Annotated in this window: 24 protein-coding genes; 12 read left to right on the forward strand and 12 right to left on the reverse strand. The window is 64.6% G+C overall.

What is annotated here, in order from left to right; all coding sequences use genetic code 11:
• From ON44_RS07990 to ON44_RS08005, 4 genes are all read right to left on the reverse strand, one after another.
• Positions 1–803 (reverse strand): diaminopimelate decarboxylase family protein (locus ON44_RS07990; RefSeq protein ID WP_245567054.1); only part of this gene is annotated, 803 nt, incomplete at its 3' end.
• Between the two features lie 284 nt (positions 804–1,087).
• Complete coding sequence (cmrA, locus tag ON44_RS07995; protein WP_040687542.1) at positions 1,088–1,891, reverse strand: mycolate reductase; 804 nt, start codon at positions 1,889–1,891, stop codon at positions 1,088–1,090.
• Positions 1,892–2,132: 241 nt separating this feature from the next.
• Positions 2,133–4,163: an NADPH-dependent 2,4-dienoyl-CoA reductase gene (locus ON44_RS08000; protein WP_040687544.1), complete on the reverse strand. Its 2,031-nt coding sequence runs from the start codon at positions 4,161–4,163 to the stop codon at positions 2,133–2,135.
• A gap of 9 nt (positions 4,164–4,172) precedes the next feature.
• The gene (locus ON44_RS08005; RefSeq protein WP_040687546.1) at positions 4,173–4,778 is read right to left on the reverse strand and encodes a PadR family transcriptional regulator; all 606 of its coding nucleotides are present in this window, start codon (positions 4,776–4,778) and stop codon (positions 4,173–4,175) included.
• 105 nt (positions 4,779–4,883) lie between these two features.
• On the opposite strand from ON44_RS08005, the gene ON44_RS08010 reads away from it, so the two are divergent.
• On the forward strand, positions 4,884–6,275 hold the full coding sequence (locus ON44_RS08010; RefSeq protein ID WP_051181727.1) for an MFS transporter: 1,392 nt from the start codon (positions 4,884–4,886) through the stop codon (positions 6,273–6,275).
• A 115-nt stretch (positions 6,276–6,390) separates the two neighbouring features.
• Here the strand turns inward: ON44_RS08010 and ON44_RS08015 are convergent, their stop codons facing one another.
• Positions 6,391–7,011 carry a TetR family transcriptional regulator gene (locus ON44_RS08015; RefSeq protein WP_245567055.1) on the reverse strand — a complete coding sequence of 207 codons (621 nt, stop codon included), beginning with the start codon at positions 7,009–7,011 and terminating at the stop codon, positions 6,391–6,393.
• A gap of 183 nt (positions 7,012–7,194) precedes the next feature.
• On the opposite strand from ON44_RS08015, the gene ON44_RS08020 reads away from it, so the two are divergent.
• The 3 genes from ON44_RS08020 to ON44_RS08030 are packed head-to-tail and all read left to right on the forward strand — an operon-like array spanning position 7,195 to position 9,732.
• Positions 7,195–8,253, forward strand: coding sequence for a ferredoxin reductase (locus ON44_RS08020; protein ID WP_040687551.1), 1,059 nt, complete (start codon positions 7,195–7,197; stop codon positions 8,251–8,253).
• Between the two features lie 21 nt (positions 8,254–8,274).
• On the forward strand, positions 8,275–9,423 hold the full coding sequence (locus tag ON44_RS08025) for a fatty acid desaturase family protein (protein WP_040687552.1): 1,149 nt from the start codon (positions 8,275–8,277) through the stop codon (positions 9,421–9,423).
• Positions 9,424–9,465: 42 nt separating this feature from the next.
• Entirely contained in the window at positions 9,466–9,732 is a 267-nt protein-coding gene (locus ON44_RS08030) for a hypothetical protein (RefSeq protein WP_245567056.1), read from the forward strand.
• Here the strand turns inward: ON44_RS08030 and ON44_RS08035 are convergent, their stop codons facing one another.
• Positions 9,733–10,269: a DUF4254 domain-containing protein gene (locus ON44_RS08035; protein WP_040687554.1), complete on the reverse strand. Its 537-nt coding sequence runs from the start codon at positions 10,267–10,269 to the stop codon at positions 9,733–9,735.
• A 399-nt stretch (positions 10,270–10,668) separates the two neighbouring features.
• Here ON44_RS08035 and ON44_RS08040 point away from each other — a divergent pair, with 399 nt between their 5' ends.
• Positions 10,669–10,989 carry a hypothetical protein gene (locus ON44_RS08040; RefSeq protein ID WP_040687635.1) on the forward strand — a complete coding sequence of 107 codons (321 nt, stop codon included), beginning with the start codon at positions 10,669–10,671 and terminating at the stop codon, positions 10,987–10,989.
• A gap of 167 nt (positions 10,990–11,156) precedes the next feature.
• Positions 11,157–11,831, forward strand: coding sequence for a DUF4389 domain-containing protein (locus ON44_RS08045; RefSeq protein WP_040687636.1), 675 nt, complete (start codon positions 11,157–11,159; stop codon positions 11,829–11,831).
• A 36-nt stretch (positions 11,832–11,867) separates the two neighbouring features.
• Here the strand turns inward: ON44_RS08045 and ON44_RS08050 are convergent, their stop codons facing one another.
• The 3 genes from ON44_RS08050 to ON44_RS08060 all read right to left on the reverse strand — a co-directional run bounded on the left by ON44_RS08050 (position 11,868) and on the right by ON44_RS08060 (position 14,540).
• The gene (locus ON44_RS08050; RefSeq protein ID WP_245567057.1) at positions 11,868–12,731 is read right to left on the reverse strand and encodes an ABC transporter ATP-binding protein; all 864 of its coding nucleotides are present in this window, start codon (positions 12,729–12,731) and stop codon (positions 11,868–11,870) included.
• Positions 12,732–12,859: 128 nt separating this feature from the next.
• Positions 12,860–13,618 carry an ABC-2 family transporter protein gene (locus tag ON44_RS08055; RefSeq protein WP_085998497.1) on the reverse strand — a complete coding sequence of 253 codons (759 nt, stop codon included), beginning with the start codon at positions 13,616–13,618 and terminating at the stop codon, positions 12,860–12,862.
• A 67-nt stretch (positions 13,619–13,685) separates the two neighbouring features.
• Positions 13,686–14,540: an ABC transporter permease gene (locus ON44_RS08060; protein ID WP_245567058.1), complete on the reverse strand. Its 855-nt coding sequence runs from the start codon at positions 14,538–14,540 to the stop codon at positions 13,686–13,688.
• Between the two features lie 151 nt (positions 14,541–14,691).
• Between ON44_RS08060 and ectB the strand changes: the two genes are divergently transcribed.
• Positions 14,692–15,984, forward strand: coding sequence for a diaminobutyrate--2-oxoglutarate transaminase (ectB, locus tag ON44_RS08065; protein ID WP_051181729.1), 1,293 nt, complete (start codon positions 14,692–14,694; stop codon positions 15,982–15,984).
• Here ectB and ON44_RS08070 read toward each other — a convergent pair whose 3' ends face one another.
• Positions 15,985–16,644: a L,D-transpeptidase family protein gene (locus ON44_RS08070; RefSeq protein ID WP_218007535.1), complete on the reverse strand. Its 660-nt coding sequence runs from the start codon at positions 16,642–16,644 to the stop codon at positions 15,985–15,987. It abuts the gene before it with no gap.
• A gap of 118 nt (positions 16,645–16,762) precedes the next feature.
• Here ON44_RS08070 and ON44_RS08075 point away from each other — a divergent pair, with 118 nt between their 5' ends.
• The 4 genes from ON44_RS08075 (at position 16,763) to ON44_RS08090 (ending at position 18,962) form a co-directional block, all read left to right on the forward strand.
• The gene (locus ON44_RS08075; RefSeq protein ID WP_245567059.1) at positions 16,763–17,137 is read left to right on the forward strand and encodes a VOC family protein; all 375 of its coding nucleotides are present in this window, start codon (positions 16,763–16,765) and stop codon (positions 17,135–17,137) included.
• A 151-nt stretch (positions 17,138–17,288) separates the two neighbouring features.
• Positions 17,289–17,768, forward strand: a complete 480-nt coding sequence (locus ON44_RS08080; RefSeq protein ID WP_051181731.1) for a DUF4383 domain-containing protein — start codon at positions 17,289–17,291, stop codon at positions 17,766–17,768.
• A gap of 149 nt (positions 17,769–17,917) precedes the next feature.
• Entirely contained in the window at positions 17,918–18,526 is a 609-nt protein-coding gene (locus ON44_RS46585) for an Rv1733c family protein (RefSeq protein WP_157187079.1), read from the forward strand.
• Positions 18,527–18,566: 40 nt separating this feature from the next.
• Positions 18,567–18,962: a hypothetical protein gene (locus tag ON44_RS08090; RefSeq protein ID WP_040687565.1), complete on the forward strand. Its 396-nt coding sequence runs from the start codon at positions 18,567–18,569 to the stop codon at positions 18,960–18,962.
• A gap of 26 nt (positions 18,963–18,988) precedes the next feature.
• Here the strand turns inward: ON44_RS08090 and ON44_RS08095 are convergent, their stop codons facing one another.
• Together ON44_RS08095 and ON44_RS08100 are read right to left on the reverse strand one after the other, a co-directional pair.
• The gene (locus tag ON44_RS08095; protein ID WP_040687566.1) at positions 18,989–19,582 is read right to left on the reverse strand and encodes a hypothetical protein; all 594 of its coding nucleotides are present in this window, start codon (positions 19,580–19,582) and stop codon (positions 18,989–18,991) included.
• Between the two features lie 228 nt (positions 19,583–19,810).
• On the reverse strand, positions 19,811–20,761 hold the full coding sequence (locus ON44_RS08100; protein ID WP_040687568.1) for an FAD-dependent oxidoreductase: 951 nt from the start codon (positions 20,759–20,761) through the stop codon (positions 19,811–19,813).
• An 85-nt stretch (positions 20,762–20,846) separates the two neighbouring features.
• Here ON44_RS08100 and ON44_RS08105 point away from each other — a divergent pair, with 85 nt between their 5' ends.
• Positions 20,847–22,274: an amino acid permease gene (locus ON44_RS08105; protein ID WP_245567060.1), complete on the forward strand. Its 1,428-nt coding sequence runs from the start codon at positions 20,847–20,849 to the stop codon at positions 22,272–22,274.
• Positions 22,275–22,319: the final 45 nt, after the last annotated feature.

The raw sequence follows: 22,319 nt of genomic DNA on the forward strand, positions 1-22,319 counted from the left end.
AGATCGGTGAGTATTCGACCGTGATCCGCACGGACCCTTGCCATTTCGGCGACCATCCGGCGCACCGCCTCGCCGTAGTGGTCCGGATCGTAGATCTGCGAACCGAGGTGGCAGTGAAAGCCGATCAGCTCGAGATTCGGCTGGCGCATAATGCGTTCGACCGCCTCGGCGGCCATATCGCTGCCGAGCGGTAAACCGAATTTCTGGTCCAGCACACCGGTTTTCACGGCCGGATGCCCGTGCACATCGATGCCGGGCGAGAGTCGGAGCAGGACCTGTTGGGGTCGGGTGGCCAGTGCGGAGAGCAGGGTGATCTCGGTCATCGAATCGATCACGATCCGGCCGACACCGCTGTGCACGGCGGCTTCGAGTTCGTCAAAGGATTTGCCATTGCCGTGCACCACGATTCGCTTCGGGTCGACACCGGCCGCGATGGCGATGGCGAGTTCGCCGGCCGAACATACGTCGACCGAAAGTCCTTCCTGGGTAACCCATTCCGCGACCGCGCGGATCATCAGCGCCTTGCCCGCATAGATTATCTCGGCCTCCGGGAAGGCCTTCTTGTAGGCGCGGCAGCGGGTGCGGACCTCGTGCTCGTCGAGCACATAGGTGGCGGTGCCGTACTGGTCGGCGATATCGGCGAGGGCGACCCCGCCGAGGGTGATTTTGCCGTCGTCGTCGTAGTGGGTGTCCTGCGGCCAGACCGCGGAGTCGAGGCGCGAAGGAATTCCCGACCGCAGCGACGGGAAGATCTCGAGCAGCGTCACGTCGTTCTCCTGGGTGTGCCCCCGCTTTCTCGGCATGCGGGGCCGATATCAGGACTACGCCGGTTCATACTGATCATGGGCGATGCTGACGGATCCTTGACGCACCCGAAACATTTCCTGACGGGTTGCTGATCGGCACTGTAATGCTGCCCGCGTCCGCGCTGAACTGGGCCGATGCCGGTCTTGGTGTCGGTGGATGGTTCGGCCGGCGACCGATCAGGTCTGGCACCCAGATCTCGGCCGACCGGGTCGGCGTCGAGTCGCAGGCCATGCGCATGGGCTGTGCCTTCGACCTGCCGGGTGCTGACCGCCCAGGATCGTCAGCCGCCGAGCTTCTTGTAGAAGGCGCCGGCGACCGGGGCGGTGAGGGCGCGGGGGCCGTATTGGCCTGCGACGCTCATGCCCTTGCTGATCAGGCCGGGGACCACGCGCATCTTGTTGCGGGCCAAGGCGTCGATCGAGATCTTGGCCGTGTATTCGGAGGTGACCCACATGAAGTCGGGCACCATTCGATCGACGATGGAGGCGTCGGTCGGATCGGGGGTTTCGGTACGGACCGGGCCCGGAGCGAGCAGGGTGACGTGCACGCCGGAGCTCTTCAGTTCGCCGCGCAGCGATTCGGAGAAGGTATTGGCGAAGGCCTTGCTCGCCGCGTAGGTCGCATTGTTCGGAATCGGCATATTGCCCGCCGCCGAACCACTGATCAGGATGCCGCCGCCACCCCTGGCGATCATGCCGGGCAGCACGGCCAGGGTGAGGTCGTGCACCGCAACGGCATTGAGCTCCATCTGGGCCCGCTCATACGCCGGATCCAATTCGGCGACCGCACCGAAGGTCGCGATGCCGGCGTTATTGCACAGGATCGAAATATCGCGGGCCGCCAACTCCTCGACCAGCGCCCCCCGCGCCGTCCGATCGGCCAGATCGACCGCCCGCACCTCCGCGGTAATCCCGTGCGCCAACGTCAACCGCTGCGCAAGCTCGGTCAACACCTCACCGCGCCGCGCAACCAAAATCAACGAATACCCGCGAGCAGCGAGCTCAGCGGCCAGCGCGGTGCCGATGCCGGAGGAGGCACCGGTAACAACCGCACGATTTTCGGAGGTAGGAGAGGGCAGGCTCACGAGAGGAGCCTAGGGGATACGTGTGCGAGGTGCCCGCACCGCCCATTCCTGCGAATCGACGATTTCGCTGAGCATGGGCGCTCAGGCCATGTCCCTGCCTCGAGGTCGAGAATGCTGCGGTGGAGGGGCGTTCTGTCCAGGACCGCACCACAGGGTGTGGCGGAGTGCTCCGTCTCCCGCGCCGCGCACGGAATCGTGGGGGAAATGTGCGCGGCGGGCGACGGCTCGGCGTGTGGCGTTGCTACAGGCGGGCTGCCAGGCGGGTGCCCTGGTCGATTGCGCGCTTGGCGTCCAGTTCGGCGGCGAGGTCTGCACCGCCGATCAGGTGGATGTTGGCACCGGCGGCGCGCAGGGGTTCTTCGAGTTCGCGTACGGATTCCTGGCCTGCGCAGACGATGACGTTGTCGACCGGGATCAGTTGGGGGCGTTGGCGTTTCTCGCCGAAGCTGATGTGTAGACCGTTGTCGTCGATGCGTTCATAGTTGACGCCGCCGACGTGCTCGACGCCTTTCGCCTTCAGCGCCGCGCGGTGCACCCAGCCGGAGGTCTTGCCGAGATCCTTGCCGAACGGAGTCGACTTGCGTTGCAGCAGAACGACTTCACGCGCGGCTGGTGCCGGTTTGGGTTTGGTGAGCTGGCCGCGGACCTGTTCGTCGGCGGAGTCGACGCCCCACTCTTCCTTCCACTCGTCGAGCTTGAGGGTGGGATGTCCTTCGACAGTGAGGAATTCGCTCACGTCGTAGCCGATGCCGCCCGCACCGATAACGGCGACGCGCTTGCCGACGGGCCGCTCCTCACGGACCAGTTCGGCATAGGACAGCACCATCGGGTGGTCGATGCCGGGAATATTCGGAATGCGCGGGCGCACACCGGTGGCCAGCACGATCTCGTCGTAGCGGGCCTCGAGCAGCTCCGCCGCGGTGACCCGCTTGTTCAGATGCACGGTCACTCCGGTGACCTCCAGCATCCTGGTGTAGTAGCGGATCGACTCGTTGAACTCCTCCTTGCCCGGAATACGGCGGGCGATATCGAACTGCCCGCCGATCTTGTCGTCGGCCTCGAAAAGGTCCACCCGGTGCCCGCGTTCGGCGAGATTGACCGCCGCCGACAGTCCGGCCGGGCCCGCGCCGACGACGGCGACGCGCTTGGTGCGCCGAGTCGGGAGCAGCTTCAGCTCGGTCTCGTGACCCGCCCGCGGGTTCAGCAGGCAGGATACGGTCTTGTGCTGGAACGCATGGTCCAGGCAGGCCTGGTTGCAGGCGATGCAGGTGTTGATCTCGTCGACCCGGTTGGCGGCAGCCTTGTTCACCCACTCCGGATCGGTGAGGAACGGCCGTGCCAGCGAAACCAGTTGCGCGTCACCGCGAGTGAGGATCTCCTCGGCGATCTCGGGCATATTGATCCGGTTGGACGCGCAGACCGGAATGTTCACCTGTTCGGTGATCTTCGCGGTGAATTCGACGAAGGCCGCCCGCGGCACCGAGGTGACGATGGTCGGCACGCGCGCCTCGTGCCAGCCGATATCGGTATTCAGAATGCTCGCGCCCGCGGCTTCGAGTTCCTTTGCCAACGCGACGATTTCGTCGAAAGTCTGCCCGTTATCGACCAATTCGGCCATGGACAAACGGAATACGATGATGAAGTCGGGCCCAACGGCCGCGCGGGTGCGGCGCACGATCTCCACCGCGAGCCGACGCCGGTTCTCCGGCGACCCGCCCCACTTGTCGGTGCGCTTATTCGTGCGCGGCGCGAGGAATTGGTTGATGAAATAGCCTTCACCGCCCATGATTTCGCAACCGTCGTAGCCCGCGAACTGGGCCAGCCTCGCACAGCGGGCGTAGTCGTCGATGGTCTGCTCGACCCCGCGCGCGGAGAGCTTGCGCGGCCGAAAAGGGTTGATCGGAGCCTTGATCGAGGATGCCGAAACGCTACCCGGCATATAGGAATAACGGCCCGCGTGCAGGATCTGGATGGCGATCTTGCCGCCCGCTTCGTGCACGGCCTTGGTGATCACCCGGTGCCGGTAGGCCTCGGACTTATTGGTGAGTTTGGCGCCGAACGGCAGCAGCCAGCCGGTGCGGTTCGGGGCGTAGCCGCCGGTGATGATGAGACCGACACCGCCGCTGGCGCGCTCGGCGAAGTAGGCGGCGAGCCGGTTGGTATCCCAGGCGCGATCCTCCAGGCCGGTATGCATCGACCCCATGATCACCCGATTGCGCAGCGTGGTGAAGCCGAGATCGAGGGGCTCGAAAAGATGGGGGAACGAACTCATCGCTGAGTCTTACCTTTCTTCGGGTCCGCGTGCGGGGCTGTTGCACGCCGGTTGCAGGGCTTGCAGTACTTCGTCGCACCATTCGACGAATCCGGACTCGACGCGGATGCCCGCGCGCAGCACGAGGTACTGGTGCAGCGGGGTACCGGAGAGCTGATCCGGAGCGGGGCTCTGTCCACCGGGGGGCGACCCCCCGAACCCCCCGAAATCGCGTTTCTCGATGAGCCGGAACAGCTCGAGGCGCTGATTGTGCTGTTCCCGATGTCGGACGACCTCATCGCAGAGCGCGCCGATATCGCCGTGCGCTGCGGCGCGGACCTTCACGCCGAGTTCGTTACGCGGCATGGAGGTATCGGTCGGCGCGGCGATCCAGCGCGCCAGCTCTGCCTGGCCCGCCTCGTTGACCGAGTAGACCTTCTTGTCCGGCCTGCCCTCCTGGGCCACGGCCTCGCTGCTGATCCAGCCGGATTCCTCCATGCGTTTGAGCACGCGATAGATCTGCTGATGGGTGGCCCGCCAGAAGAAGCCGATGGACTTGTCGAAGCGGCGCGCCAGCTCATAACCCGAACCGGCGCGCTCGGTCAGCGATACCAGCAGCGCGTGTTCGAGTGCCATGACGCCAGGTTATCGTTACGCCCGGTACTATGCAACTGAGTGCATAGTCGGCACGGTATCGAGTGTTGGCCCGCCCGCCACCGAAATCCGCACTAGGCTGCGCCCATGAGCGCCGCATCACGCAGCGGATTCGATGAGGGTGGTGGCCGGGTGACGGATGAGCCGGAGGTTGACGCGCGGGCGACTGTCGGGCAGGCCGCCGGGCGCGGACAGGTGGTGGCATGGGGGTTGTGGGACTGGGGATCCTCGGCATTCAATGCAGTGATCCTGACCTTCGTATTCTCGGTGTACCTCACCGATAAAGTCGGTGACGATCTACCGGGCGGGGTGTCACCGAGCGCATGGCTCGGCTGGGCCCTCGGCATCGCGGGTTTCGTGGTCGCACTCACCGCGCCGATCAGCGGCCAGCGCTTCGACGCGAGCGCGAAACGTAAACGCTCACTTGGCGTATTGACCGCGCTGACCATCCTGACTATGACGCTGATGTTCTTCGTGCATGACGACTACCACCACTTCTGGTTCGGTCTGGTCCTGCTCGGCTTCGGCTCCGCATTCTTCGAATTGGCGGGCGTGCCCTACAACGCCATGCTGCGCCAGGTCTCCACCCCGGCCGATGTCGGTCGAGTCTCCGGACTCGGTTGGGCCATGGGCTATTTCGGTGGCATCTTCATCCTGCTGATCAGCTACTTCGGCTTCATCTCCGGTCACGGTGACAACCGCGGCATACTCGGCGTGCCCATCGATGACGGTACGAATATCCGATTGGTCGCGGTGCTGGCCGCGGTCTGGTTCGCCGCCTTCGCGTTGCCGGTGCTGTTCGCTGTACCCGAATTACCGCCCACCAATGCCGATCCCGGTGCGGCGAAGGCCGGATTCCTCGGCTCGTACCGGGTGCTGTGGCGGGATCTGCGCGAGCTGTGGGCCGTGGATCGACGCACCGTCGGCTTCCTGATCGCCAGTGCGATCTTCCGCGACGGTCTGGCCGGGGTATTCACCTTCGGTGCGATCCTGGCCGTGCGGGTCTACGGCATCGCCGACTCCGACGTGCTGCTGTTCGGCATTGCCGCGAATGTCGTTGCGGCACTCGGCGCGGTCACCGCCGGTCGTTTCGACGACCGCGTCGGCCCGAAGATCGTGATCGTGGTCTCGTTGATCGCCATGGTGATCTGTGGCATCGCGCTGTTGATCGTGTCCGGGCCGGCCATGTTCTGGGTCTTCGGCCTACTGCTCACCATCTTCGTCGGCCCCGCCCAATCCGCCGCACGCTCCTTCCTCACCCGCCTGGCCCCACCCGGTCGCGAGGGCCAGATGTTCGGCCTCTACACCACGACCGGCCGCGCCGTATCCTTCCTCGCCCCAGCGCTTTTCGGCTTCTTCGTCTGGGCGTTCGACGCCGACCGCGCGGGCATTGTCGGCATTGTGGTAGTCCTCGCCGTCGGTTTGGTGGCGTTGCTCCCGGTCCGCAAGCCGGATCGCGCCGTTGAGCCCGCCGAATAGAGTCGTGCCGCGAGGTCGGCTGTCCAGCATTTCGGCGGGTGCGAGCTTAGTCAACGGGGGCGGTGGTCCCGGTGGACGGTGGCCGCTCGGTGCTCGCACTCGATCCGGAAGCCGGCTAGCGCTCTTTGCTCGGTAACCAGGCGGCCATGCCGAGTGCGATGAGACGGACCTGGCGGATTGTGCGCTCGATGATCGCGGGTTGGTCGCGCGGGGTGGCGGCGACGTAGTCGGCAATGCAGTCGGCGACCGTGGAGACGATCAGGTCGGCGGCCAGTTCGAGGTCGTCGGGGGACCAGGAGTCCAGGTCCGGGATACGGGACAGGTCGACGACCAGTTCCCGGACGATCAATTGCAGTTCGAGTGCGATGGCATGTTGCAGGGCGGCCGAGCCGCCGCGGCGTTCGCGGGTGATGAAGCCGAAGAGTTCGCGTTTGGTGGCGACCTGATCGAAAACAAACCGCACGGTCTCCGAGAGTCGGGCGTCGGGCGTGCGGCGCAGTTGACGCAGCGCCAGGCGCAGCGCCCGGATGCCCTCGTCGACCAGAGCCGCGCCGAGATCGTCGAGTGAGGCGAAATGCCGGTAGAACGCGGTCGGCACAATGCTCGCGGAGCGGGCGATCTCACGCAGGCTCAGCGCACCGAAGCCGCGTTCGGCGGCCAGCGCGAGCGTGCCGTCGAGCAGGGCCTGCCTGGTGCGCTCCTTGCGCTCGCCCCGGGTAGCTGCGGTCTCGGTCATCACAGTGAGCATACAGCCGTTCACCATTCGTCTATTCCTAGGATGTAGTTCGGGTCACATCAGTTCCTGGTTGACACTGGACCCGGTCCATCGGTCACACTAGTTGAGTGTACAGGCGTGCACTGAAATCTTCGCCGATGAGGGTTCAGGAGTACGCCGCGGCCCGAAAGTAGAGGCAACCGCATGGTGGGACTCATCGACCTGGTGCAAACCCTGACCACACCGCACCCACTCGACCGCTACCTGGAACTCGTCCGCCCCACGCTGACTGTTCGGGAGTTGCGGGCGGAGATCACCCACGTCCGCCGCTCGGTGCCGGGTTCGGTGACGCTGACCCTGCGCCCCACCCGGCAGTGGCGCGGTCACGTCGCGGGGCAATATGTGCAGATCGGCGTCGTGATCGACGGCATCCGGCACACCAGGTGCTATTCACCGGTCAATCCGGCGGGTCGGCGCGACCGGCACCTGCAACTGACGGTCAAGGCGCATCCGGGCGGCCTGGTATCGCAATACCTCTACCGCAACGCCGTACCCGGCATGGTGGTCAGCTTGGAACCGGCCGCCGGTGTCTTCCAACTGCCCGAACCGCGCCCCGAGCGGGTGTTGCTGATCAGCGGCGGCAGCGGCATCACACCGGTGCTGTCCATGCTGCGCACGCTGGCGGACGAGGGCTATCCGGGCGAACTCGCCTTCCTGCACTATGCGAAATCACCGGAGACGGTGCCGCATCGGGCGGAGCTGGAGGCGATTGCACAGGCGTACAAGAACTTCCGCATCGAATTGCGCTATCCCGGCGATGGCTCCGGCCATTTCGACTACGACCAACTCGAATACATCGCACCATGGTTCGCCGACGGCGAGACCTACGTCTGCGGGCCCAAGGGCCTGATGGACGCGGTGCACAAGATCTTCGAGGCGGAGCAGTTGGACGCGCGGCTGCACACCGAGGAATTCACCCTGTCCAGCACCCCCGTCGACACCGACGAGGCCTTCGGCACGGTCAGTTTCTCGGCCAGCGGACGCAGCGCCGAGAACAACGGTGCGGTCCTGCTGGAGCAGGCCGAGGCCGCCGGGCTGACACCGGAGTACGGCTGCCGGATGGGTATCTGCTTCTCCTGCACCGCGGTTCGGCGCAGCGGCTGCACCCGCAATGTGCGCACCGGCGAAACCGACAGCGATCCGGATCAGTCCATCCAGCTCTGCATCAACGCGCCCGTCGGCGACGTCGACATTGATATCTGACAAAGCAAGGGGACCGAAGCAATGACAATTCTGACCGAAACGAAAGACGGCCCGCTGGTGCTGAGCCCGGACCAGGTCGAGGAACTCGGCCGGGCCCTCGACGACCTGCGCGCCCGCGTCGTCGCCGATCTCGGTGATGCCGACCGCGAATACATCTACTCGATCATCAAGGCGCAGCGCGGTTTCGAGATCGCCGGGCGCGGCCTGATGTATCTCGGCTTCCTGCCGCCGTTCTGGCTGGCCGCGGTGGCTGCGCTGAGTGTGTCGAAGATCCTGGACAACATGGAGATCGGGCACAATGTCATGCACGGCCAGTACGACTGGATGCGCGAGCGTGGCCTGAATTCCCGTGAGTTCGAATGGGATACGGTCTGCCCGGCGGACCAGTGGAAGCATTCGCACAACTACATGCACCACACCTTCACCAATATCCACGGCATGGACCGCGACATCGGCTACGGCATCCTGCGCATGGACGAGAGTCAGCAGTGGAATCCGCTACGACTCGGCCAGCCGCTCTACGCCTTCGCGCTGATGGTGCTGTTCGAATGGGGCGTGATGGGCCATGACCTGGAGGTGGAGAACATCATCCGGGGCAAGAAGAGCTGGTCGGACATCAAGCGATTGCTGAAGGGCCAGTGGCGCAAGGCCGGTCGGCAGGTGCTCAAGGACTACCTCGTCTTCCCGGCACTGACCGGTCCGCTGTTCGTGAGCACACTCGCCGGAAATACCGCCGCCAATCTGGTGCGCAACCTCTGGGCCTTCTCCATCATCTTCTGCGGCCACTTCCCCACGGGCGTACAGACGTTCACCGAAGAGGAGACCGCCGAGGAGACTCGCGGCGAATGGTACGTCCGGCAGATGCTCGGCTCGGCCAACATCTCCGGCAGCAAGCTGTTCCACATCATGTCCGGGAATTTGTCGCATCAGATCGAGCACCACCTCTTCCCGGATCTGCCTGCGAACCGCTATCCGCAGATCGCGCCGGAGGTTCGGGAACTGTGCGAGAAGTATGGATTGCCGTACAACACCGGTTCGCTCGGACAGCAAGTCGGATCGGTCTGGCTGAAGATTTTCAAGCTGGCATTGCCGCCGTTCTTGGTCGGGAAGGAGTCCACGCCCGGTGTTATCGTGATGCGACAGCGGAACACAACCGAAGTGGGCGTGTGAATGATCGGAAAATTCGAAAGTAACAAGGATCTAATTCAAGAATTGACCTCCTCTGGCGCACGACATGTCGGAAATATTGCGAATATCATTACCGGCACCGTCGCGGAAGTCACCCGGGAGATCGGTGAGTGGATCACCGACGCCATCGAGATGAACGAGGCCGCGGCCGCCGCGCGCAAGGATGCCGCGGCGCAGGGCGGGAGCGATCTCGTCGACGACGCGGATGTGTCCTATGACGCGGAGGTCGAGCCGGGCGCGTCGGTCGTCGAGGCAGAGGTGATCGACCCGGAGGTGGAAAACCCTCGGTGATCACCACACCGGCAGCCTGCGCCGGTGCTCGGTCACATCGGTGATCAGGTCCTTGTACCCGTCGGCCAGTTCGGCCAATCGGCTCCACTGCAGTTGGGCGTCATCGTCCAACTGCAGTGGATGCGGCGGCTCGACCGGTGCCGACATACCCAATGCATGTTGTGCCGCAACCCATTTCGCCGCCATTCGATCGATGACTGCGCCCAGCGTCTCGGTGTGCAGCGAGGCGCCGGTGCGGTGCTCCACATTGCCGGCGACCCAATTGTCGATATGGCCGACCAGCTCGGTTCGGTGTGCGTCGAGGTCGTCGACGAGTTGCAGGCACTGTGCTACGCGGCCGCTCGGCGCGTCCGGCGCATGCGCCGCCTGCAGGGCATTGCGCCTGTGTTCATGACATTCGACCAGTGCGCGTCCCGCGGCCAGGACAGGGTGCCGGTGTTGATTCGGATCGTGGGGTTCGCGAAATGCGCGCAGTAGCGCCGATGGCGATGGCAACTCCTCGGCTTCGATACGACCTGCTGCGTATTCGGTGGTCATGATGCACGCCCCTGCGGTGGCGATGGGTGTGTATTTGGATGCGCCAGGGCCGAGGAGGATTTCGGGGAGGGGCACCCCTCGGCTCCGGCGCAGCCCCGCACCCGGATCGCCCTCCATACAGTCCACCAGCACGGCAAAGAAACCGGGAAATCCGCGACGATGCGATGAGGAAGACGGCCCGAGAAAATCGGGACCTTTTCAGGAAAGCGCGATAGTCGAATCGGCGCAATAGAATGGTGTAGAAACAGATGAGCTGCCGGGTAATCGTTATGATCCGTTACGGATCGGTCACATAACCGCCGACTTTCCTACCTTAGTGAAATCGCTGAGCGCATGGGCAGCAACCACTTCCGGCGAGGCGCGCGCACGACGTCGTTCGATCGACTAGCCTCGGTGTTTGTGCCCGCCTATGTGTCGTCGCCCGAGTTGACGTTCGGGTTCATGTTCGCGCTGGAAGATCCGGAGCGAATCGCCGAGGTCGTGCGCACGCTCATCCTCCGCAAGACGGTGTCGGTGTTTCGGCTCGCGCGCCTGTCCGACGACGACGGACCGCCCGAACGCTATGTCGTGAACTGGGCGGTGATTCCGCAGATCTCGATCACCACCAGCGCCCCCGATCCGGACGAGCTGGAGGCCGGGCAGATCATGCTGGTGAACGCCTTTCTCGGTGAGGAGGGTGAGGTCAGTCTGTACTCGGCCCAGGGGCAGGCGCCGGGCTGAGGCCTGCGGCAGGGCCGTTGCGGCACTGCGCGATTCGCCACGACGGCGGCCACCTTTTCGTTGGCGTGTCGGTATCGGAACGTGGTCTGACCGGAAGGCCGATACGGGACAATCGGGACATTCCACTCGTTGTCGAGGCATCGAAGCACCTGGAAGGAGCATCGATCATGGAGCCCGAGAACACCGTCGCCGTCGCTACCGCGGCCAATCCGGTTCGTGTCCGAGGAGATCTCGATCCCGCGCTATCGCGCTGGATGTGGCTGGTCAAATGGATCCTGGCCATTCCACACGCCATTATTCTGGTATTCCTGTACATCGCGTACGTGATCGTCTCGGTGGTCGCGTTCTTCGCGATTCTGATCACCGGTAACTATCCGCGCGCACTGTTCGACTTCAATGTCGGCGTCATGCGCTGGGGGTGGCGGGTCGGCTTCTACGCCTACTCGGTGCTCGGCACCGATAGGTATCCGCCGTTCAGTCTGCAGTCGGATCCGGATTATCCGGCGGATCTGGAAATCGACTATCCCGAGCAGCTGAGTCGTGGCCTGGTGCTGGTGAAATGGTGGCTGCTGGCCATTCCGCACTACCTGATCGTCGGTGCGATATTCAGTGCGGGTATGGGCGGCAAGTACGGCTGGGGCGGATTCACGCTGGCCAATGTGCTGGTGCTGGTCGCAGTGGTGGCACTGCTGTTCACGGCGGTATACCCCAAGGCGGTGTTCGATTTCCTGCTCGGCCTGCACCGGTGGTCCATCCGGGTGGGCGCCTACGCCTCGCTGATGCGTGACGAATACCCGCCGTTCCGACTCGACCAGGGCGCTCGCGAACCCGAAAACAACTGAATATCAACCGAATCGGGAGCCGGACAGCGGCGGCGGTCACCAGGCGGATTCATATATCCGCCGGACCACGTCCTCGATGTCCGGCTCCTCTATGGACAGGTCGCGCACCTCGGCTCGATCGGAGACGGCGGCGAGAACCTGTGCGGCGGTGGTCGATTCGGCATCGAAGGCCAATCGCTGGCGCATGCCCCCGCCCTCGCTGTTCACCAGTTCGGCGTTCGGCAGATCGTCGAGATCGCGGGTCGGTTCGGCCAGATCGACGACCAGTACCCGCCGCGCACCCACCCGCACCGCCAGGCCGGTCAGTGAACCGTCGTACACCAGACTGCCGCGGTCGACGACGAGCACCCGGTCACAGAGCCGTTCTATATCCCCCATATCGTGCGTAGTGAGCAACAGCGTGGTGCCGCGCTCGGTGCGTTCGGCGCGCAGGAACTCACGTAGTCGCTGTTTCGACAGCACGTCGAGGCCGATGGTCGGTTCGTCGAGGATGACCAATTCGGGGGAGTGCAGCAGCGCCGCGGCGACCTCGGCCCGCATGCGCTGGCCGAGCGAGAGCTGGCGCACCGGAGTGTCGAGTGTCTCGGCCATCTCCAGTTGTTCGACCAACTCGTAGGTACGTTTTTGCGCGACATCGGATTCCAACCGATGGATCGCGGCTAGAATCGAAAATGATTCGCGCAGCGGCAGATCCCACCACAACTGGGAGCGCTGTCCGAACACCACCCCGATCCGGGCGGCGAGTTCGCGCCGCTGCCGCACTGGATCCAGGCCGCAGGTGCGCACGGTGCCCGAGGTGGGAACCAGGATGCCGGTCAGCATTTTGATCGTGGTCGACTTGCCCGCCCCGTTCGCACCGATATAACCCACCGCCGAACCGCGTTCGATGCGAAACGTCATCCGGTCCACCGCGGTGAGCGTTTCGCGGCTGCGTCGCCAGCGCTGCCCGTTTCTCCGATACAGAATGAATTGCCTTGTCAGGTTCTCGATCTCGATGATCGAGTTCGATAACTCGCTGTCCGCCACGCTTATCCGCCGCCTCCCTGATAGTGCCGAGTGCCTAGTCGCCACAAACCCAACGCGAGCAGCCACACCCACAGCGCCGCCAACGGTGCGCACCAGGCCAGCCAGGACGGCAGCAGCGGTGGGCCGGGTAGGTGCAGGAGTGCGATGGTCGGTAGATACGCCGTGAAGGCGACCGGGATGGCGAAGCCGAATACCAGTTTCAGCGATGTCGGAAATACCGAAGCCGGTTGCATGGCGGCGAAGGAGCCGCCGTAGGTGAAGCTGTTGGTCAGTTCCGCACCGTCGATCAGGTAGAACTGCGCGCCGGCGGCGCAGACGAACAGGCCGCCGAACAGGGCGATGCCGCTGAGCAGGGTTGTCACCAGCAGTGCGAGAGTTTGCGGACCCCAATCGAGATCGTTGCGAACGAGGCCGAGTCCGAGCACGATGATCGCCACCGAGGCGCGTGCGAATCGGCGCAGCGAGATGTCGCTGGTGATGAGCTGCAACAGGAGTGGCTGGGGTCGTAGATGATAGGCGTCGAGCACTCCGAGCCGGATGAGTGTCGGCAGTGAATCCAGGTGCCCGAACAGGACTTGGGCCAGTGCGAATCCGGAATTGCTCAGGCCGAACAGCAGGAGCGCGCCGTCCAGATCGAGCCCGCCGAGCATCCGGACATTGTGGTAGATGACCCACACCTCGGCGAATTCGACGATGCCGATCAGGAACGCGCTGAATACTTCACTGGCGAAGGATAATCGGTATGCGCGCTGGGCTCGCATCCGCGATCGCAGCACCGCCGCGTAGGGGGTGAACCAGGTACCGGCCGGTGCGGGCGTATACGGGGGCTCAGCCACCCTGCACCTCCAGCCTGCGGCGCCCGGCCGCCAGCAGTGCCCGGCCCACCGCTCCGACCGCGAGCACCCAGAACACTTGTGCGGCAACGACCGTCACGGCATCCTCCCCCACGACCCGCCCCGACAGGATGTCGATCGGAGACTGCAGGATCGACGGGAACGGGGTGGCATGCGCGATGGTGCGCAGCCATGCCGGGAACATGTGGACCGGCACGAACAGCCCGGCCAGAAACGTGCCGCAAATCTGGTATAGCACTCGGAGCCCGCGGGTTTCCACTACCCAGAATCCGATCAATCCGACGGCGAAAAGGCATAGGAATGACAACGAGACGGCCATGACCACGCTGACCAGCCCGAGTACGTAGGGGCCTGGTGTGCCGGGCATGACGAGCCCGAAGGTGAACACGCCGACCAGTACGCTCGGCACGCTGCGCGGCAGGATCGTGCACGACGCGCGGCCGAGATCGATGGCGAGATAACTGAATTGGACATCGACCGGACGCAAGAAGTCGATCGCGATATCGCCGTTCTTGACCCGGTCCACCAATTCCAGTGGTGGTCCCATGAATTGGGTCGCGCCGAGCAGGGCCTGGGACAGCCAGACGTAGGCGCCGATCGATCCCGCGTCGTAACCGCTGAAGCCGCCGGACGCGCGCACCGCGGCCACCATCACCGCCGCGCGCACGAATCCGAAGACGCAGTTGGTGAACAGGCCGGCGAACATCGCTAGTTTGTACTGGGATTGGCGCCGGAAACCGGCTCGGACGAGGTAGAGGTACAGCCGCGCGGTCCGAAGTGCGTGCAGTGCGGCGAGCTGCGATCTGTTGCCCTCCACTCTGCCGCGCACAAACGGTTAACTCTACGGTGCGTCGGGGGACGCGCGGTAGGTAAGCGCGCGATTTTTGGAAAAGTGCGACAAACCCGCTGCACCAATGTTAGAAACACAGTCACTTCAGATTTGCCCCGTGGGCGCTCGCGCACGACAGGAAGGATCGTCGATGACTGTCGCCGCTAGCGACTGCTCGCAGGTCGCTCGAAATAACACCGCATTGACCGTTTTCGAGACGCTCGAGTCGAATGTGCGCGGGTACTGCCGGGCCTGGCCGACCGTCTTCGATACCGGCAGCGGGGCCTGGCTGCGCGATGAGAACGGCAAGGACTACCTGGACTTCTTCGCGGGCGCGGGCGCACTCAACTACGGCCACAACAATCCGGTGCTGAAGCGGGCACTGTTGGACTACATCGTCGGCGACGGGATCATGCACAGCCTCGACATGTCGACCATCGCCAAGCGACGGCTGCTGGAGGCCCTGCGCGACACGATCTTCGAGCCCCGTGGTCTGGACTACAAGGTGCAATTTCCCGGTCCGACCGGCGCGAATGCCGTCGAGGCCGCGTTGAAGCTGGCGCGCAAGGTCACCGGACGCCAGACCGTTCTCAACTTCACCAATGCCTTCCATGGGATGTCGCTCGGCGCGTTATCGGTGACCGGCAATGCCGCCAAACGCGCGGCCGCCGGTGTGCCACTGCCGCATACGATGCCCATGCCCTACGACGGCTTCCTCGACGCGGCCGACGACCTGCGCTGGATGCGGCGGGCCCTGGACGACTCGTCCTCTGGTTTGGATAAGCCCGCCGCGGTGATCGTGGAGACCGTGCAGGGCGAGGGCGGGGTGAATGTCGCACGCTCGCAATGGCTGCGGCAGCTGGCCGAATTGTGCGAAGCGCGCGGAATTCTGCTGATCGTCGACGATGTGCAGATGGGTTGCGGACGGACCGGTGGGTTTTTCTCATTCGAGTTCGCGGGCATCACTCCCGACATCGTGACGCTGTCGAAATCCATCGGCGGGTACGGGTTGCCCATGGCGCTGGTGCTTTTCAAGCCCGAACTCGATCAGTGGGCGCCCGGTGAGCACAACGGCACCTTTCGCGGCAACAATGCGGCATTCGTTACCGCGCGGGTTGCGCTCGAGCACTACTGGTCCGATAGCGCGCTGGAGATTTCGACGGTGGCCAAAGGGGAGCGCACGGCACGCGCGCTCGCCGAAATCGCGGCGGCATTCCCCGGTGTCTCGACGCGCGGGCGCGGGCTGGTGCACGGCATCGCGTTCGAGGAAGCGTCGCGCGCAGGCAAGGTGTGCCAACTCGCCTTCGAGCGCGGGCTGCTCGTGGAGACCTCTGGTTCGGCCGACGAGGTGGTAAAGCTGATGCCGCCGTTGACAATCAGCGAGGAAGAATTGGATCGCGGGTTGTCGCTGCTCGCGGGTGCGGTGGAGGAGATCTGCGAATAGTCACTTGCTGCCGATATTGATCACCGGGTGCGCGCTCGGATCCAGCCATCGCATAACGGCCTCGAGGTCGGCAGCGGGGATCGATACGCACCCAGCGGTCGGACGTCCGGTCTCGACATGGAGGAAGAAGGCCGAGCCCGCGCCCGCGACGACGGGCTGACGGTTGTAGTCGATCACCACGGCGTGTTCGTACGCCGGACCTGCCTGGCCCAGGTTCTCGCTGGCTTGCTCATCGAATTCGCAAGTGCCGCTGGCACATTGCGCGTAGTGGTTGTAACTCGGTGAGCCCGTATCGGAGACCCACCAGTCCTGTGCGCCGACCTGGCGATAGGGGAGTCGGGTCCCGTCGTTCGGCGCGATCCCGAACGCCTCGCTCAGCGTCCACACACCGGCGGGAGTATGCGCGGAGTCCTCGCTGGCTCGGCCGATGCCGTCGCGCCCGACATAGGCCCGCAGCGGACCGATAGCGGCGCGCCAGCCACCTGAAATGCGCTGCCACGCAGTCAGTGTCGCATTGGTATCGGCGGCGTGCTCGGCGACGACGGTGAGAACTTGGTCCGCGTCTCCGTGGTACGGCAGGGGCAGATCGGACCTGGGTGTGCTGGTGCACGCGGCGACGCCGGCCAGCAGCACGATGAGCAGCGTTATGCGTTTCGACAAATGAAACCTCCCGACGGGCGTCGACCCTAACGCAGATTCCGTCCTTGCCACCGCAGGCGGATTCGAGTGTCCGCGCGCGGGTACGCGATGAGCATTCCCGCGACATACAGGAGGTCGGATGATGACCGAAGGCAAGGTCGGAAGTCTGCGCACGGTCGTGCTGGATTGCCCGGATCCGCCCAAGCTGGCCGAGTTCTATGCCCGGCTGCTCGGTGCCGAACTGACCGATGCGCCGGATGACACCTGGGTCGTCATCGAAGAACCCGGCGGCAGGCGCTTGGCGTTCCAATACGCGCCGCAGTATCGACCACCGCGTTTCCCGGATCCGGAAGCGTCCCAGCAGGTGCATTTCGATGTGCTGGTGGACCAGATCGAAGCGGCCGAGCCGAAAGCCGTCGCGCTCGGCGCGCGATTGGTGCAGGCCGACGAGGACAAGCAGTTCCGTGTCTATGCCGACCCCGTCGGACACACCTTCTGTCTCATTTGGCTGTAGCGGCTGTCTGCGCGTTGGACCTGCGGGTTTTTCGTTTGTCTACGCAGCGCACGGGTATGACGCAGGTGACTGCCACAAACCGGCAGTCATGGAAATCAGTCGCACGAAGCGGGCGCCCGTTCGGACGCCTGATTCGGGAGAGGCAGTCACCATGGCCGCGCATCACGCGCAAACCTCAGCCGCGCATTGGACGCCGCTGCGCATCGCGGCGGCGGCGGTCGGCGCGGTGTTCCTGGTGGTCGGCGTGCTCGGCTTCATACCGGGCATCACCACGAATTACGACAGCATGGAATGGGCCGGACACAGCTCCGACGCCCAACTCCTCGGGGTGTTCAACGTCTCGATCCTGCACAACATCGTCCACCTGCTGTTCGGCGTAGTCGGCTTGCTGGCATCGCGCACAGCGCTCGCATCCCGGGCCTTCCTGCTCGGCGGCGGCATCATCTACCTGGTGCTGTGGTTGTACGGGCTGGTCATCGACCAGCACAGCGATGCGAACTTCGTCCCGGTGAACACCGCCGACAACTGGCTGCACTTCGCCCTCGGCGTCGGCATGGTCGCCGTCGGGGCGGCGCTCGGGTGGTCGGGCAGCCGGGGCGTAACCGGGTCCCCGCGTCCGTCGATTCAGTAGGTAGGAGCCGATGAAGCCCGCTCGGATGTGTGCCGTGCGGGGCTTGTCCATGTTCCGGGTTTCCGCCGCTGCGTCAACTGGCGGCTCGGAGGAATGCCCGGGGTAGGAGTCGCGGTTGCTCGCGGGCTCCGTCGTAGGAGGTGATGGAGGTGTCGGAGTTGCCGACCTGGCCGGTACGGATCTGGCGGATGCAGCCCTGGAATCCCAGTCCGCTGATGCGGGTCTCCGATCGTGCGGAGGGGTTCGTCCGTATCCTGGCCGTCCTGGTGCTGCTGATCACCGTGCCGATCGCGGCGGCGGCCGGTACCGCGGCCTATAGCTCGGCATCCGAGCGGATCCATACCGAAAACGCGACGAAAGTCGTTGTGACAGGGACGATTGTCGGCACCCCCGCCCGGGTCGCCGCCCCGATAGCGGATCGCAACGGAACGGTGCGCGATCAGTTCGAGGCGCAGGTGTCCTGGACGCACGCCGGCAAGTCCGGTACCGCGACCGTCGGTGTTCCCGACGGCGCGGAACCCGGCCGGCCCGTCCCCGTCTGGCTGGGACCGGACGGAACATCGACCACCCCTCCCGAACGGTCCAGTGCCGCCGCCGTGCACGGCATCGGTGTCGGTATCGCCGTTCTGCTCGAAATCTGGTGCGGCGCAGCAGCAGTCGTCTGGTCCACCGCCTGGGCCCTGAACCATCGCCGCCACCTCCGCTTGGACCGGGAATGGCGGCAATTCAGCCATCCCACCGGTCAGGACAGCCTGTGATGCGCTCGGCGGAACCGGGCTGCGGACTACGATCCCTCGCGTGAGCGCACCGATACTTCGAGCATTCGATGCGAGCGGACGGACCCTGACCGATCCGACCGACACCCAGGTGCACGACCTGTTCGCGGACCTGAACGCACGCTGGCCGTTCGCGATCGTGGAAAGGCTGGATCGCGAGCCGTCGGAGCAATTCTATTTCCAGATCCACCTTGATTACGTCGGTGACCAGGACCCGGACCTCGACGAAGAGGTCGATGTCGATTACGACGTCGAGTTCCGGGACGGTGGTCCGGACAAGCACTACCGTGCCAGGATTACCGGTCTGTACGGCTTCGCCGGAATGGATCTCGTGAACAAGGTGTATTGCGCATGGCGGGCCGAAGATCCCGGGCTGGCGGATCTGCTGTCCTGGGAATTGCTGGAACTCGACGGCTGAGATACTCGAACGGTTCTAGCGTTCGATCACTTGCTCAGAGCTTTGCCGCCGTTCGGGGCCACCGCGAACCACGTTCCGCCGACACCCTGCCCGAGCAGATCACCCGGCTTGGTGTCTTTCGAGAAATAGTACACGGGCCAACCACCGATGGTGATTTGGCATGTGCCGTCGGCACGTTCGATGAATCCGACACGTTGGGGGTCGACGCCCGCGGCGTAAAGGGCTTGATCGCGGGTCACGGTCAGCGGCGGCCAGGTGACGGCGCACTGCCCGGCGCAGTTGGATACCGACGGATTCGCCGTATCCTTGTCGAACCGGTACAGCGATCGGCCGGTTCCGTCCGAAACATACTGTCCGACAGCAGGATTGCTGGTCACCCGGAGTTGCACCGCATTGGCGGTTCCGGCTGGGGCTGTGCCGTCGTAGATCTTGAGCCAGCCTTGCGTTTTCGCTACCACGGGCGCCTGGCCTGCGACGGGCACCGCGGCCGCGGCAGTGGACGTTTGTGCCACCGCTTGGGCGGCTTTCTCGTCGCCACAGGCGCTGAGCAGACCCGCGAGCACGACAGCGGCGGCCGCTACCGGCACGGTGGCACGCTGAAAACGTTTGGCTGAACTCATCTTTCGAACCCTTCGTCGCAATTCGGCAAGGTGCACACCGCATCTCGTCCCCCGTACCACGAGCGACCACGACCATTTGGTTCACCGGATGCGCCATCGTCGCGGTGTTTGCTATCTCACAGTCGCGTTCTGAAACGAGTCGTGTACCGATACCCGGCTCTTGGGCAGGGACAGTTGGTCCCGGTTACGCCGATGAGCCGTCCGGATCCACACTTACCTCGGCCTGGCTCACAGCGTTTCGATGAGCGCCGACACCTCGCGGGCGCAACCGTGGGCGATCGTGATGCCGGAGCCGCCGTGGCCGTAGTTGTGGATCACCGGAATCGCTGTCGAGTCGGCCTGGGCGATTTCGAGGCGGACTTCGGCGCGACCCGGCCGCAGTCCGACGAGTGTTTCGATGACCTCGGCGCCGGTCAACTGCGGTACGAGATCTCGGCAGCGGCGCAGGATCGACTGTGTCAGTTGCGGATCGGGGGTCTGATCCCATGCTCCGGTCTCCAGTGAGCCACCGAGGATGCAGTCGTGGGTACGGGGGTGGACGTAGGCGCGCCCCAGTGGATGTGCTTCGTCGCGCACCGACACCGAGACGCCGGGGTTGGTAATGCGCACGATCTGGCCGCGGATCGGGTAGACCGCGGCGTCGTCGGCCAGTGAACCGGCGCGCAGGCCCGCACAGTTGACGATGACATCGGGCGCCAGGTCATCGAGTTCGTCCAGACTCCGGACCGTCCGCCGAACCCAGTATGCGCCGGCCTGGCGAACCTGGGATTCCAGCCACGGCAGGAAGATCGGCATCTCGAGCAGTGGTACCGCGAACCGGAACCCGAATCGGTAGTGCGGCGGGAGTTCGTCCGGCCGCGCCCGTCGGAACGCACGTACCGCCGCCGACCAGGACGGTGTCGCCGGTTCGTCCCGATAGACGGCGAGCGACTCACACATGCGGGCGCCCGGTACATCCTCGTGTGCCAGTCGCGCCAGATGGGCGAACGTCTCGGCGCTCCAGGCGGCAACGCGATCGGTCGGCCCTGCCGCGGTCGGGAACCACACCGCGGCGGCGAGAAATGACGTCGTCGAGTCGATGGGATCCGCACTCACCACCACGACGTGATGCCCGCCGCGCAGGAGCTCGTATGCCGTTGACAGACCGACGATTCCGGATCCGACTACCACCGCTCGCACAGCGATAATTCTAACACTATTGAGTGTGCCGTTATTTGACGATACATTGTTCAGCGATACGATTCGGGGAGCGCTGGAGGCCACGGTGACTGACGTATTGCACGACGAGGACGCCGGGTATCAGAAGAGTCTTCGTCCACGTCAGCTACAGATGATCGCGATCGGCGGTGCCATCGGCACCGGACTGTTCCTCGGCGCGGGCGGTCGGTTGGCCAGCGCCGGTCCCGGACTGGTTCTGGTCTACGCCGTATGCGGAGTGTTCGTCTTCTTCGTGCTCCGCGCGCTGGGCGAGCTGGTATTGCACCGTCCGTCGTCGGGATCGTTCGTTTCCTACGCCCGCGAGTTCTACGGCGAGAAGCTCGCGTATGCGGTCGGTTGGATGTATTTCTTCCACTGGTGCATGAGCGGCATCGTGGACATCACCGCCATCGCCACTTACGTCCACTATTGGTCGGCCTTCGGCGCGATTCCGCAGTGGGTCATCGCGCTGATCGCGCTGGCCGTGGTGGTGGCCATCAATCTGGTGTCGGTGCGCTGGTTCGGTGAGCTGGAATTCTGGGCCGCGCTGATCAAAGTTATTGCGCTGGTGAGCTTTCTGGTGATCGGCACGGTCTTCCTCGTCGGCCGCTTCCGGATCGCGGGCGAAAGTACCGGGCCCGGTGTCCTGCGCGACCACGGCGGGCTGTTCCCGACCGGGTTGCTGCCGTTGGTCGTCGTCACGACCGGTGTCGTATTCGCCTACTCCGCAGTGGAATTGGTGGGCACCGCCGCCGGAGAGGCGGAAAATCCGGAGAAGATCATGCCGCGCGCCATCAACTCGGTGATCGCACGCATTGCCGTGTTCTACGTCGGTTCGCTGGTCCTGCTCAGCCTGCTGCTGCCCTACACCGCCTTCCGTGCGGGGCAGAGTCCGTTCGTCACGTTCTTCGCCAAAATCGGTGTGGAGGGTGCGGATTCCGTCATGAACCTCGTGGTGCTGACGGCGGCATTCTCCAGCCTCAATGCGGGCCTGTACTCGACGGGCCGAATCCTGCGCTCCATGTCGATGAACGGCAGCGCCCCCGCCCGCGCCGCCAAGCTGTCGGCGAATGGTGTTCCGTACGTCGGAATTCTGGCCACCGGTGCGATCGCCCTGACCGGCGTCGGACTCAATGCGGTGGTCCCCGAGCAGGCATACGAGATCGTGCTGAATATGTCTGCCCTCGGTGTGATCACCGCTTGGGCGGCAATCGTGCTGTGCCAATTGCAGCTGTGGCGTTGGTGGCGCGACGGCCGCGTGGCCCGCCCCGCGTTCCGCCTGATCGGCACCCCGTACACCAGCATCGCCACCTTGGTATTCCTCGCCGGTGTAGTGGCGCTGATGGCGAGCAGCGGGAGCGCAGAACAGCGCAGCGCGATCGTCGCCGTACCGCTGATCATGGTTCCGGTGCTGGTCGGAGGTTGGTTCCTCAGGCGCCGCCGAAGCACCACCGAGGAGGTCCAGACGGTGGCGGACTCCGAACCGTCGCATTAGGAACGCCGTCTGTGTTGTAGATGTCGTCAAGCCGGTCATCGCTGC

It is taken from the genome of Nocardia vinacea NBRC 16497 (genome assembly GCF_000308835.1).
Taxonomy (GTDB): domain Bacteria; phylum Actinomycetota; class Actinomycetes; order Mycobacteriales; family Mycobacteriaceae; genus Nocardia; species Nocardia vinacea.